General features: G+C 63.3%; 13 protein-coding genes. 8 read left to right on the plus strand and 5 right to left on the minus strand.

Features of this window, described 5'->3' with window-relative positions:
• The first annotated feature begins 82 nt into the window (after window positions 1–82).
• Window positions 83–1,645 (plus strand): LysM peptidoglycan-binding domain-containing M23 family metallopeptidase, encoded by a 1,563-nt coding sequence (locus DYZ14_RS11640; RefSeq protein ID WP_154720838.1) that lies wholly within the window; start codon window positions 83–85, stop codon window positions 1,643–1,645.
• A gap of 57 nt (window positions 1,646–1,702) precedes the next feature.
• Here the strand turns inward: DYZ14_RS11640 and DYZ14_RS11645 are convergent, their stop codons facing one another.
• The gene (locus DYZ14_RS11645) at window positions 1,703–2,575 is read right to left on the minus strand and encodes an ATP-binding protein (protein WP_154720839.1); all 873 of its coding nucleotides are present in this window, start codon (window positions 2,573–2,575) and stop codon (window positions 1,703–1,705) included.
• A 210-nt stretch (window positions 2,576–2,785) separates the two neighbouring features.
• Between DYZ14_RS11645 and yajC the strand changes: the two genes are divergently transcribed.
• The 5 genes from yajC to DYZ14_RS11670 all read left to right on the plus strand — a co-directional run bounded on the left by yajC (window position 2,786) and on the right by DYZ14_RS11670 (window position 7,593).
• Window positions 2,786–3,133 (plus strand): preprotein translocase subunit YajC, encoded by a 348-nt coding sequence (yajC, locus tag DYZ14_RS11650; RefSeq protein WP_154720840.1) that lies wholly within the window; start codon window positions 2,786–2,788, stop codon window positions 3,131–3,133.
• Between the two features lie 76 nt (window positions 3,134–3,209).
• On the plus strand, window positions 3,210–5,768 hold the full coding sequence (gene secDF / locus DYZ14_RS11655; protein WP_154720841.1) for a protein translocase subunit SecDF: 2,559 nt from the start codon (window positions 3,210–3,212) through the stop codon (window positions 5,766–5,768).
• Window positions 5,769–5,773: 5 nt separating this feature from the next.
• Entirely contained in the window at window positions 5,774–6,178 is a 405-nt protein-coding gene (locus DYZ14_RS11660; RefSeq protein ID WP_154720842.1) for an Mth938-like domain-containing protein, read from the plus strand.
• A 51-nt stretch (window positions 6,179–6,229) separates the two neighbouring features.
• Entirely contained in the window at window positions 6,230–7,048 is an 819-nt protein-coding gene (locus DYZ14_RS11665; protein ID WP_154720967.1) for a phytoene/squalene synthase family protein, read from the plus strand.
• An 86-nt stretch (window positions 7,049–7,134) separates the two neighbouring features.
• Window positions 7,135–7,593 carry a hypothetical protein gene (locus DYZ14_RS11670; RefSeq protein WP_154720843.1) on the plus strand — a complete coding sequence of 153 codons (459 nt, stop codon included), beginning with the start codon at window positions 7,135–7,137 and terminating at the stop codon, window positions 7,591–7,593.
• A gap of 27 nt (window positions 7,594–7,620) precedes the next feature.
• Here DYZ14_RS11670 and trmFO read toward each other — a convergent pair whose 3' ends face one another.
• The 3 genes from trmFO to DYZ14_RS11685 form a co-directional block, all read right to left on the minus strand.
• Window positions 7,621–9,036 (minus strand): methylenetetrahydrofolate--tRNA-(uracil(54)-C(5))-methyltransferase (FADH(2)-oxidizing) TrmFO, encoded by a 1,416-nt coding sequence (trmFO, locus tag DYZ14_RS11675; protein ID WP_154720844.1) that lies wholly within the window; start codon window positions 9,034–9,036, stop codon window positions 7,621–7,623.
• Between the two features lie 146 nt (window positions 9,037–9,182).
• The gene (locus tag DYZ14_RS11680) at window positions 9,183–9,326 is read right to left on the minus strand and encodes a DUF1127 domain-containing protein (RefSeq protein ID WP_115670166.1); all 144 of its coding nucleotides are present in this window, start codon (window positions 9,324–9,326) and stop codon (window positions 9,183–9,185) included.
• 238 nt (window positions 9,327–9,564) lie between these two features.
• Window positions 9,565–9,711 carry a DUF1127 domain-containing protein gene (locus DYZ14_RS11685; RefSeq protein WP_115670237.1) on the minus strand — a complete coding sequence of 49 codons (147 nt, stop codon included), beginning with the start codon at window positions 9,709–9,711 and terminating at the stop codon, window positions 9,565–9,567.
• Between the two features lie 639 nt (window positions 9,712–10,350).
• On the opposite strand from DYZ14_RS11685, the gene DYZ14_RS11690 reads away from it, so the two are divergent.
• Together DYZ14_RS11690 and DYZ14_RS11695 are read left to right on the plus strand one after the other, a co-directional pair.
• Window positions 10,351–11,454, plus strand: coding sequence for a DUF2157 domain-containing protein (locus DYZ14_RS11690; RefSeq protein WP_154720845.1), 1,104 nt, complete (start codon window positions 10,351–10,353; stop codon window positions 11,452–11,454).
• Window positions 11,451–12,053, plus strand: coding sequence for a GDYXXLXY domain-containing protein (locus tag DYZ14_RS11695; RefSeq protein WP_154720846.1), 603 nt, complete (start codon window positions 11,451–11,453; stop codon window positions 12,051–12,053). Before DYZ14_RS11690 ends, DYZ14_RS11695 begins: the two co-directional genes overlap by 4 nt.
• Before the next feature lie 184 nt (window positions 12,054–12,237).
• On the opposite strand, the gene DYZ14_RS11700 is transcribed toward DYZ14_RS11695, so the two are convergent.
• Complete coding sequence (locus tag DYZ14_RS11700; protein WP_154720847.1) at window positions 12,238–12,882, minus strand: hypothetical protein; 645 nt, start codon at window positions 12,880–12,882, stop codon at window positions 12,238–12,240.
• Window positions 12,883–12,957: the final 75 nt, after the last annotated feature.

The raw sequence follows: 12,957 nt of genomic DNA on the forward strand, positions 1-12,957 counted from the left end.
GATTCTCTTCGATTAACCGGCCAGTAACACTAACGCGCTTTAATCATAGCCACATCAAGTTGCGTAATAAGTGGGTCGAGTTATGCGTATGAGTGTATCGCCGAAATCCGGACCGTCTGTCACCCGTATCCTTGTGGCGATCTTGCTTGCCAGCGCTGCGACCGGCTGCAGCTCGGATGCGTCGCGGTTTAGTTCCGTATTCTCCACTGACAGTCTGACGACGGCGTCCATTCCGCGCCGCAACGTCGTTGCCAGCCCCATGCCATCGGCCGATGTCGGCGGTATGCAGCCGGCGGCCCAGGCGGACTATTCCAGCCGTCAGCAGGCGGTCAATCAGCCCTATCCGAGCCAGCCGGCCTACGCTCCGTCCTCGGCAGCCCGTGCAGCCGCTGCACCCGTCGCCGTCCAGCGCGGCGAGCTCGCGGCTCCGGCAGGGGCGGGCACCACCAAGTCTGCCGAGCGCGCCGCAGCCCTCGGTCAGCCCTTCCCCTCGGCACCCGCACAGCAGCAGACCGCGATGCTTGCGCCTCCCGCAGCCGGCGATGCGCTGACCACCGGCACGACCAGGACGGCCCCGGCCTGGAGCACGGCGAACGCGGCACGCGTGACGCTGAAGCGCGGCGAGACGATTTCGACGCTGTCCGGCCGCTACGGCGTCCCGGAACGGGAAATTCTAAAAGCCAATGGCCTGACGCATCCAAGCGACGCGGCCACGGGTCAGCTGGTGCTGATCCCGAGCCCGGTCGGCCAGGCAAATGCGGCCCGCGCGGCGGCAGATGCCTCGGTTCTCCCCGATGGCGGCAAGAAGCCGACCCTGCCTCAATCGCCGGAACAGAATGTTGCGGTCCTGCCGACGGCTCCCTCTTCTCGCGAGAAGTTGCAGGGCCCCGCCTCGAGCGCTACCGGTAAGGCTGTCGCCGGTGCGGGCGAGGGTGCTGCTCCCGGCACCTACGTGGTCAAGGCAGGGGATTCCCTCAACAAGATCGCCAAGGCGACCGGTACGCCGATCGACAGGCTGAAGGCGGCCAACGGCCTGACGTCGGCCAATATTCGCATCGGCCAGACACTGAAGATTCCCACCGGTGGTGATCCGGCCCAGGTGGCGTCGACTGCGCCTGCAACCGATCCGGTCAAGACGGCGACCATCCCCGCCGGCAAGGCTGACCCGAAGGGCAATGCTCCGGCAGCCTACAAGGCGCCGGCCGCGACTCAGTCGGTCAGCGAGGTCGCTTCGGTCGATCCGAAGGAAGAGGCACCCGAAACGACGGGCATCGGCAAGTATCGCTGGCCGGTCCGCGGCGCGGTCGTCGCCGGCTATGGCGCCAATGTCGACGGCAAGCGCAATGACGGTATCGACATCTCCGTTCCGGCGGGAACGCCGGTCAAGGCGGCCGAGAACGGCGTGGTCATCTATGCCGGCAACGGGTTGAAGGAACTTGGCAATACCGTTCTCGTGCGCCACGACGACGGAACGGTCACGGTCTACGGCCATGCCGACGGGCTTTCCGTGCAGCGCGGCCAGAAGGTCCAGCGCGGCCAGCAGCTCGCCACCTCCGGCATGAGCGGCAGCGCCAAGCGCCCGATGCTGCATTTCGAGGTTCGCAAGGATGCGACCCCGGTCAACCCGATGACTTTCCTGGATTAGGTTGTGCGTTCCAGGCATGTGGTGAAAAGGTCCGGTATCCCCGGGCCTTTTCTCGTTTCAGGCGCGGTCCATTGAAATGCGAAGCCGGCCGGCGAGGTCCTGGATGTACTGCCAGGCCACCCGGCCCGACCGTCCGCCGCGCGTGGTCGCCCATTCGAGCGCCTGGTGGTGCAGGTCTTCGCGGTCCAACGGCAGTTTGAAATGCGCGGCATAGCCGTCGATCATCGTCAGGTAGTCGTCCTGGCTGCACTTGTGGAAGCCGAGCCACAAGCCGAAGCGATCCGAGAGCGAGACTTTCTCCTCGACCGCCTCCGACGGGTTGATCGCCGTCGACTGCTCGTTTTCCATCATGTGGCGCGGTAAGAGATGCCGGCGGTTGGACGTCGCATAGAAGAGGACATTGTCCGGCCGCCCCTCGATGCCGCCGTCAAGCGCCGCCTTCAGCGACTTGTAGGCCGTATCGTCATGGTCGAACGACAGGTCGTCGCAGAACAGGATGATGCGATGCGGCGTGTCCTTGAGCAGGTCGAGGAGGGCGGGCAGCGTGGCGATGTCCTCGCGGTGGACTTCAACCAGCTTCAGCGAAATTCCGGTTTGCGCACGGATATCGGCATGCACGGCCTTGACCAGCGAAGACTTGCCCATGCCGCGCGCGCCCCACAAAAGGACATTGTTGGCCGGATAGCCTTCGGCGAAGCGCAGCGTGTTTTCATGCAGGATGTCGCGCACGTGGTCGACGCCGCGGATCAGCGACAGCGCCACGCGGTTCGGCCGCCTGATCGGCTGGAGATGGCTGCGGGCCGGCGACCAGACGAAACAGTCGGCTGCTGTCCAGTCGTTCTCCGCCGGCGGCGGCCCGGCGAGGCGTTCGACCGCCGCGGTCAGGCGGCGCAGTTCTGCAAGCAGGATCTGGTTTGCTTCTTCGGACATCGTGACCTCCTCGACATGGCGCCGCCACGGCGCCGGGCGGCATTTCGCCGGCGGTAGCATGGCCTTTTGTGAGCCGAAAGGGTAAGAGGCTGTAAAACGGTACTGGCCGCCGCTGTTTTTGTTGCATTCACAAGTCCCGGCACTATATTCCGGCGACCTGAAGCGGGGGGCGAGGCTGCCCGCGATCATCGCAGTCTAGGGAGTTATTCCATGTTCATTACGCAAGCCTTCGCTCAGGACGGTGCTGCCGCCGGCGGTGCATTCGGTTCCGGCCTCGAAATGCTGTTCCTCTTCGCCCCGCTCATGCTGATCTGGTACTTCCTGCTGATCCGTCCGCAGCGCCAGCAGATGAAGAAGCGCGCCGAGACGCTGGCCTCGATCCGTCGCGGCGATCAGGTCGTGCTGGGCGGCGGCATCATCGCCAAGGTGACCAAGGTCGTGGATGACAACGAGGTCGAGGTCGAACTGGCCGAAGGCGTCAAGGTTCGCGCGCTGCGCACCTACATCGCCGAAGTGCGCGTCAAGGGTGAGCCGGTCAAGACCGACGCTGCCGCCTGATCGCTGAGAACACTCTGCAACCGGCCTTGCCGGTTGCTTTTCTTTTCGATGGAAACCATCCGACTTCGAGAGTTTCATGCTGTATTTTTCGCGCTGGAAGACAATCTTCATCTGGTTCACCGTCCTGGTGAGTATCCTGGTGGCCGTGCCCAATCTTTTCAGCGATGAGCAGCTTGAAGCTTTCCCGTCGTGGATGCCGACCAAGAAGGTGACGCTCGGCCTCGACTTGCAGGGCGGTTCCCACATCATGCTCAAGATCGAGCAGGCCGACATCGTGAAGGAGCGGCTGGAAACGACGGTGGGCGACATTCGCGCCGCGCTGCGTGAAGCCGGCATCCGCTATACCGGCCTTTCCGGCGTCGGCCAGCAGGTCCAGGTCCGCATCACCGACGCGGACAAGGTCGAGGCGGCCAAGCAAGCGCTGTCGTCGCTGTCCGAGCCGGTAAGTGTCGGCGGCCTGACTGGTGGCACCATTCAGGAAGTCACGCTCCAGGAAGACGGCACCCTGTTGCGCTTCAACCTGACGGATGAGGGGATCGCGTACCGCACCGGCTCGGCGCTCACCCAGTCGATGGAGGTCGTGCGCCGACGTGTCGACGAACTCGGCACGACCGAGCCGCTGATCCAGCGCCAGGGCAATGACCGGATCATCGTCCAGGTGCCGGGCCTGACCGATCCGCAGCGCCTGAAGGCGCTGCTGAACCAGACCGCGAAGCTTTCCTTCCATATGGTCGATATGAGCATGCCGGTCGAGGAAGCGATCAACGGCCGACCGCCGGCGACTGCCGAAGTGCTCTATTCGGTCGACGACCCGGCGGTGCCCTATCTCATCGAGAAGCGCTCTCTGGTGTCGGGCGAAAATCTCGTCGACGCGCAGGCCAGCTTCAACCAGCAGACCAACGAGCCGGTGGTCACCTTCCGCTTCGACAGCAGGGGTGCCCAGCGCTTTGCCCAGGCGACCCAGGAGAATGTCGGCCGTCCCTTCGCCATCGTGCTCGACGATCAGGTCATTTCTGCCCCCGTCATCCGCGAGCCGATCATCGGCGGCTCCGGTCAGATTTCCGGCAATTTTTCCGTCGAGGGCGCCAACGATCTCGCCGTGCTGCTGCGCGCCGGCGCGCTGCCCGCGACCCTTACCGTCGTCGAGGAGCGTACCGTCGGTCCGGGCCTCGGTCAGGACTCGATCAATGCCGGCGTCCTTGCCAGCGGCATCGGCGCGATCTTCGTCGTGCTTTTCATGCTCGGCTTCTACGGAACCTTCGGCGTGATGGCCAACATCGCGCTGGCGGCCAATATCGTCATGATCCTGGCTCTGTTGTCGTTGCTCGGCTCGACGCTCACCCTGCCGGGCATCGCCGGTATCGTCCTGACCATGGGCATGGCGGTCGACTCCAACGTCCTCGTCTACGAGCGTATCCGCGAGGAGGCCAAAAGTGGCAGATCGCTGGTCCAGTCGATCGAGGTCGGCTTCAACAAGGCCTTCGCAACCATCGTCGACGCCAACCTGACGACCCTGATTGCCGCCGCCGTGCTGTTCTTCCTCGGCTCCGGCCCGGTCAAGGGCTTTGCCGTCACCCTCGCCATCGGTATCGTCACCACCGTCTTTACCGCCTTCACCATGACGCGCTGGCTGATGGCCGTCTGGTTCCGTTGGCAGCGTCCGAAGCACCTGCCGAAGGGCATCCGCACGGGCATGTTCGACGCGCAGAACATCCGTTTCATGGCGATCCGTCGCTATACCTTCGCGGTGGCCGGCGCGCTGTCGCTCATCTCGCTGGTCGGCTTCACGACCGTTGGCATGAACCTCGGCATCGACTTCCAAGGCGGCTCGATCATCGAGGTCAAGGCGCGTTCGGGCGAGGCCGATATTTCCGATATCCGCGACCGGTTGAGCGAACTCAATCTGGGAGAGGTCCAGGCCCAGGGCTTCGGCGATCCCGCCAGCGTTCTGATCCGCATCCAGGCTCAGGAAGGCGGCGAGAATGCCGAGCAATCGGCGATCACCATGGTTCGCGGCGAACTCGAGGAGGCCTACGAATTCCGCCGGGTGGAAGTCGTCGGTCCGGCTGTTTCGGCCGACCTCACCTGGGGCGCGACCATTGGGGTTGGGGCATCGCTGCTCGCCATTCTGGTCTATATCTGGTTCCGCTTCGAATGGCAGTTTGCGCTGGGCGCGATCATCGCCACGCTGCACGACGTCATCCTGACGCTCGGCCTCTACGTCTTCCTCGGTATCGAGTTCAACCTGACCAGTATTGCGGCGATCCTGACGATCATCGGCTATTCACTCAACGACACCGTGGTCGTCTACGACCGAATGCGCGAAAACCTGAGACGCTACAAGAAGATGCCGCTCGATGTGCTGATCGATATCTCGGTCAACCAGACGCTGTCGCGCACGGTTCTGACGGGCTCGACGACGTTGCTGGCGCTCATCGCTCTGTATTTCTTCGGCGGCGAGGTCATCGCGTCCTTCACGCTGGCGATGATCTTCGGCGTGGTGATCGGTACCTTCTCGTCGGTCTATATTGCCGGTCCGGTGCTGATCGCCTTCAAGCTGCGTCCGGAGACTTTCCAGGAGCGGGATGCGGAAGTCGAGGCCGCCCGTCCGGTTTCGGGCAAGGTCGAGGCTTAAGGCCGATGTCGTCGTTCTCGCCGTCCGGCAAGGGGATCGTCGTCAGGCCTGCCCATTTTCCCGGGCGCGCCCCGATCGATTCCTACGGCAATGGCGGGTTCCGCTTCGCCGACATGTCGCATCGCGGTTCGTTGCTGATGCTCCCTTCCGGGATCTATGGTTGGGAGATGGACGGGGACATGCCGTTGACGGTCGAGAACTTCCGCCGCGTGCTGGAGGATGCCGCCGAGATTGAGGTGCTGCTGGTCGGCACGGGTAAGCAATTGCGCCCGCTTCCGGCCGAACTCAAGGCCGCGCTGAAGGCCAAGGGCATTGCCAGCGATCCGATGGGAACGGGAGCCGCAGTGCGGACCTACAACATCATGCTCGCCGAGCAGCGAGCGGTGGCGGCTGCCCTGATCGCCGTTTGAACCGGGAAGACGTCGTTGAGCAAGGTTGAGACAGCAAAGGGCATCCTCGAGATGTCGGGACTGCGCGATACCGATCGCGACCGCTATCTCGCCTGCCTGTTGACGCCGCCTTTGAGGCGCGATGCAGTGGCGTCGCTCTATGCCTTCAATGCCGAGATCGCCCGCATCCGCGATCTCGTGCGCGAGCCCCTGCCGGGTGAGGTGCGTCTGCAATACTGGCGTGATCTGCTCGCGGGCGCCGCCCATGGTTCGACCGAGGCCAATCCCATTGCCGCAGCGCTCCTGGAGACCATCCGGCAGCATCAGCTTCCCCTGACCGCGCTGACCGCCATGATCGAGGCCCGCCTGTTCGATCTCTACGACGACCCGATGGAGACGACCGGGATGTTCGAGGGCTATGCCGGGGAGACGGCGGCAGCGCTCATTCAGCTTGTCAGCCTGGTGCTCGATCCGAAGGCTGCGGCAGATGCGGCGACGATCGCCGGCCATGCGGGCGTCGCGCAGGCGATTGCCGGAAGCCTTCTGCTGATGCCGGTTCATCGGGCGCGGGGCCAGCTCTATCTGCCGCTGGAGATCCTTTCGGCGGTCGGGCTCGATCGCGACGGCTTCCTGGCCGGTGACGACAAGCCACGGATTTCGGCCGCGATAGAGGCCTTTGCCGGGCTGGGCATGGATCATCTGCGCAAGGCGCGCGAGGCGGGGCCACCGCCGAAGAGCCTCGTTCCGGCTTACCTGCCGGTGGCATTGTCCGAGACCGTCCTCATTCGAGCGCGGAAAGCAGGCTGGGCGGTGTTTGACGGCGATTTGCGGGAGCCGCAATGGCGCCGGCAGTTGCGCCTGCTGCGCGCCACCTTGATCGGTCGCTTCTGACGCGCCACATTCGCGCAAGGCTCGGCTGTTAAGTCCTCCGATGAAGAACGTGTCGGCGGATGTCCGGCCAAAGCGGGAGGCAAGGCGTGGCGTCGATTACCTGGATCGTTATTTTCCTGCTGGTGGCTGTCTTTGCCTACTATTCGACGCGCATGGCAAAGCAGGCCAATGAGGATGATCTCCACGACTCAGGCCTGGCGATCGTCGAATTCGGCCGTGCCTTTCCCAACGAGGCGATCCGGAGTCTGCATGCCACCGAGGACGGACGCGCCGTGTTCGTGCGGCTGCACGACAACAAGGCCGGGCTCATGCGCAACATGCGCAGCCACTATGCCTGCCATCTGATCGAGCCCGGAACGGTGCGCGTGCGCGACCTGCCGAACGGCCGGGGCTTTGCCATCGAGTTTCTCGATGCGCCTTTCCACAATGGTGAGTTCACCTTCGCGACGCCTGTCGAGGCGGCGGAGGTCTCGCTTTGGCTGCTTGGCAACTATGTCGGCAATGCCGAGCGGGATGCCCCGGCCGGGGCGATCCCGACGGCCTGAGCCGCCACGGCCTGTTCCGTCATCGTCTCAGGCGTGTTCGCGGGCCAGCCAGGCCTTGCAGTCGTCGAGCGCCCGGGCGGCCATCAACTGCCGTTTCATGATCGTCTTGTCCTTGCCGCGAAAGCGCTTGATGCCCTCCGGCTTGACGATCGACCCCGGAGCGAGGTCCGGAAACAGCCCGAAATTGATGTTCATCGGCTGGAAGGAGCGCTTGCCGGGCTCCTCGTCGCTGACGAGATGGCCCCCGGTAATATGGTTGAGCAACGAGCCCATGGCGGTCGTCTGCGGCGGCGGGACGGGCATTTCACCCTTGCGCTCGGCGGCGGCGAAGCGACCGGCGAGGAGTCCGATCGAGGCGCTCTCGACATAGCCTTCACAGCCGGTGATCTGGCCGGCAAAGCGAAGTTCCGGCCGGCTTTTCAGCGCCAGCGTCGGATCCAGCAGGACAGGGGAATTTATATAGGTATTGCGGTGCAGGCCACCGAGGCGGGCGAACTCGGCATTTTCGAGGCCCGGGATCATGCGGAAGATTTCCGCCTGCGCGCCGTAGCGCAGCTTGGTCTGGAAGCCGACCATATTGTAGAGCGTGCCGAGTGCGTTGTCCTGGCGCAATTGCACTACCGCATAGGGCTTGACGGTCGGATCGTGGGCGTTGGTGAGGCCCATAGGCTTCATCGGGCCGTGGCGCAAGGTTTCGCGGCCGCGCTCGGCCATGACCTCGATCGGCAGGCAGCCATCGAAATAGGGCGTGCCTTCCCACTCCTTGAAGCCGACCGCGTCGCCGGCAATCAGCTCATCGATGAAGGCATTGTATTGCGCTTCGTCGAGGGGGCAGTTGATGTAGTCCTTGCCTGTGCCGCCGGGCCCGACCTTGTCATAGCGTGACTGGTACCAGCAAATGTCCATGTCGATCGAGTCGCGATAGACGATCGGCGCGATCGCGTCGAAGAAGGCGAGGGCGTCCTCGCCCGTTTCCGCGCGAATCGCCTCGGCGAGATCGGGCGACGTCAGCGGGCCGGTGGCGATGATTGTCGAGCCCCAGTCTTTCGGCGGCAGGCCGGTGATCTCTTCACGCACGACGGTAATCAGAGGATGAGCCTCGACCGATTGGCTCACCGCCTCGGCAAAGCCGTCTCTGTCGACGGCCAGTGCGCCGCCGGCCGGCACCTGGTGTTTATCGGCGCAGGCCATGATGAGTGATCCGGCAAGCCGCATCTCGGCGTGAATGACGCCGACGGCATTGGCGGTCGCGTCGTCCGAGCGGAAGGAATTGGAGCAGACCAGTTCGGCAAGACTGTCTGTCTTGTGCGCGTCGGTGCCACGCACGCCGCGCATTTCGTGGAGAATGACCGGAACGCCGGCCTCGGCCGCCTGCCAGGCGGCTTCCGATCCGGCAAGCCCGCCGCCGACGACATGAATGGGGAGAAGAGTGCTTTTCATCATGGCGTGCTGCTTATCACGGGGTGGGCGAAGGGCCAATCCTTTCCGGCCTGCTGCAAGCAGGCAGAGGGAAGACCGCGGGGCAGCCCGGAATCAAGAACGGCACCCGAAGGTGCCGTTCCCGCCGCCAGAAAGCTCAACCTTCGCGATTAGCGAAAGGAGCGAGCGGCGATGTTGCGAATTTCGTAGCGGGTGATGCCGATGTCGGACAGGGCCTGGTTGGACAGGTTGCCCAGTTCGTTCATCGTGCGGCGGTAGCTCATCCAGTTCTTGGCAATGCGGATCGGGTTCATGGTCGTTTCCTCGGGTGAATCTCTTGCGCTGATCTCGTGGTTTCCTCCACCTCAGCGATTGAGCGTTTTATACGCCCGTAAAACAATATTGTGCAGTGCAAATTATGAGCGACTGCTATGCAATTGTGCATGGAATGGCGAATTATGTGGCAGAGACGAGGAAGTAGGCAATCGTCCGTCCGGACAGGCAACAAAAAAGGCCCCCGAAGGAGCCTTTTGTCATCATCTGGGATGGCGATCAGCCAGCGACGGCGTGCCGTGCAACCCGGCGAATATCTTCGCGACCAATGCCGAGGTCGCGCAGTTCCCGGTCCGACATGCGTCCGAGTTCGGTGACGGTCTGACGGTACTTGCGCCAGTTGTTGAGCGAGCGTGCGATGTTCATGGTCTTGCCTCTTGTTTCGCGGCTTCCCATCGGGGTGCCGGCCTGAATCTGATGAATGTTATATATGCTGCGGTGCGAAAGACTTGAAGTGACGGAGTCGTATGACTCCTATGCGGCAGTTGCATAGGCCATGGATCGAGGGGCGGTGGCGTTGATCAAGAATTCGCCAGGCGCTCGAGCGCCGGCCGGCTCGGAAATCGCCCGCAGGATCATGTGGGTTGGCGGCTGCGGTGGAGTGAAGACAAAAAATAACGCTCACCGGGGGAGGAGGATCCGGTGAGCGTCATTTTGACAGACTGACGACTGGGAGGAGGAGTGTCGTCAGTCAAATCGACGCTGCGCTGGGAGGAGGAGTGCGCAGGGTCGAAGGTCGTATCGGTGGGATGTCCACCGCTTGAGCGGGTCGAAGTCATTTCGTCCGCGCTCTGTTGAAATTGACAATAGCGGAAAAATCGATCTTGTGCAGTGCAATATCATCATGGAAGCCATGCGCAAAGTGCATGGTGGGGCCCAGGCCGTTGGTCCCAACTTGGTCGGCGGCCCGGATTGTATTTTGCCGGCGCTCGGCTCAAGAATGGCAGCCAGAACCGGAAGGGCGCATTGGGCTTCGCCGAGCGGCCCCGTGGGGCGGAGGGTTGCATGTATCGCGGACGATTGAAGCGGGATTTGGCGCTTTGGGTGGAGAAGCGGCTGATCGGCCAGGATGTGGCCGACGCCTTGTTGCGCGACTTTGATTCTCGCCGTTCGTCCTTCAGCATTGGCGGCGTTCTGATGATCCTGGCCGCCGTGCTGATCGCCGCTTCCATTCTGTTGCTGATCGCCGCCAACTGGCAGGAGATCCCGCGGCTGGTGAAGATCGGCGGGATCGTTGCGCTGATCTGGATCTTTTATGGCCTTGCGGCCATTTGCTTCGCCCGCGGTGCGGATCGCCTTGGCGGCGCCTTGCTGGTCTTGGGTGCGGCCTGCTTCGGCGGGGCGATTTCGCTGATCGGCCAGCTCTACCACCTGTCGGGTGACGCGTTCGACGCCATGCTGCTGTGGTTCGCCATGACCGTGCTCTCGGCAGCGGCGTTCCGATCGGCCGCGCTGACGGTCATGGCCGGGCTTCTGTCCTTTTCCGCCTTCGGCGCCTTTCTCGATCTGTTCGAGGGCGAATGGCATGGGCTCTATGGCTGGTGGCCGGTGCTCTCGAGCCTCGTCATCGGGCTGTTGAGCGCCTGGACCGGGGCCGAGCGGGCCCGGCATTTCATCTATCTCCTATTGCTCGGCTGGTGCGGCTGGCTCTATTCGCTCTGGCCGGAGGTGGGAACGGCGGTTGCCTTCGCCGCGGTCGGACTTGCAGCTTTCGTCGCCGTAACGTTGCCTATGTCGCCGGTTTCTCGGATCCTTGGCGGCCTGGGCGCGGGCCCGGCCTTCTATTCACTGGTGCTGGCCCTGCTCGGGCTCGGGCTGCTGCACCTTGAATGGACCGATGGCGCCGGTCTGGCCCTGCTGGGGATCGTCACCATCGCCGTCACCCTCCTGGCGCTTGCGCTCGACGGGCGCGACAACGGCGCTGTGCGCTATCTCGCCTATGCGGTTTTCGCCGGCGAGGTGCTCTACCTTTCCTTCGTCACCATCGATTCCATGCTCGGCACCTCGGCCTTCTTCCTGCTGGCGGGCCTGGTTGTCGCGGTTCTGGCAATGGTCGTGGTGCGGCTGGAAAGGCTGTTTGCCACACGGATTTCGGAGGATCGGGCATGAGCGAGCAAGGGTCGAGACGATCAAGACTGCGCTATCTGGCGATTGCCTTTGGCCTCTGCGTGCTGCAGACCGCCATTCTCGGTGCGATGATCGAAAGCCGTGCTGGGGTTCTGCGATCGGGAGACGAGATCCTGCTCAAGACCGCGCCGGTCGATCCGCGCGATCTGCTGCGCGGCGACTATGTCGTTCTTGCCTATGACATATCGACCATCCCGGTCGCCGTGATCACGGGCGAACGTCCGCTCGATGCCGGCTGGCAGACGATGCAGGTGCGGCTGCGGCCGGGAAGCGACGGCTATTGGACCGTCGCCGAGGCCGCCTTCGGCGCGCTTGCACCGCAGGAAGGCAGCGTCATCCTCCAGACGCAGCGCTTCCGCTATTACGGCGCGGGTGAACTTGCGGCCAGCGCCGATGCAAGCCTCAGGGTCGACTACGGCATCGAGCGCTTCTATGTGCCGGAAGGCGAGGGCTACGATATCGAAACGGCGCGCAATGCTGGGGAAGTGGCGGTCGTCGCACGCGTCGGCAAGGGCGGGCAGAGCCAGATTCGCGAATTGCGCATGGGCGGCGTGGCGCTCTACGATGAGCCGCTTTACTAGAGCAATTCCAGCAAAAGTGCGAAGAGGTTTTGCGTCCGGATTTGCGTCAAAACAAAGAGATAGAACATCGAAAGCGCCCCGTTTTCGCGGGAAATGCTCTAGCGCGGGGTGCTCGTTCCGGTGGCGAGTGAACTTTGGCCGCGCTGGTCGGCCTTGATGCGCAATCGTCCACTCTGATGACGGCTCAGTTCGCTGCGCTGCCGTTCAGCAGGCCATCGATATGCTCGGCCAGTTCGCGAACCTCGTCCTCCGCGTCGATCGGCACGACGCCGACCACCGAACATAGATCGGAGACATATCCATTGATGGTCTGCCGCACGCAGCTCAGATAGCGGTCCGGCTGGACGCCGGCGGCGATCATCTCCTCCTGCGTCACCGGGTCGCGCGGCGCAAGAAGCCGCGCATCGCCGATCTTCAGGCCGGCCGTTGGCCCATAGCTGCGGAAATTACGCTTGTATTGGGAGGCGACGACCAGCGATCCGGGCTCGGGGCCGAGACCGTTGCGGTGAAGCCGCTTGGCGGCAATCCAGATTTCGGCGAGGCGGCGGGAGATCGGGGTCGCCAGCGCCTCCTTCCACACGGATATGGGGTAGCGCCCACTTAGTTGATCCTCCGCCATTTCCGTGAGTTGGCGAACGCTTGGCCGGCTGCGGGCTGTCGAATCGATCTTGCCCGCCCGCACATGAAAGTATTTCTCCTGTAGTGCGGGATTATAGAACATCCATTTTCCGAGATGGACGTCGTAGAGCCGCCCATCGATGCGACAGCGTTTCGTCCATGTATTGAGCGCTATGCTGGAATAGACGATGCAGGTCAGGGGAGATGACATTGCCGAGCTTCGCGATGGGTGATTGTGACGTTTTAATGACGAAAAGCGCATCTCACCGGGAATGTAAAGCAGCAA

The sequence above is a fragment of the Ciceribacter sp. T2.26MG-112.2 genome, from assembly GCF_900492205.1.
In the GTDB taxonomy this organism is placed as follows: Bacteria; Pseudomonadota; Alphaproteobacteria; order Rhizobiales; family Rhizobiaceae; genus Allorhizobium; species Allorhizobium naphthalenivorans_A.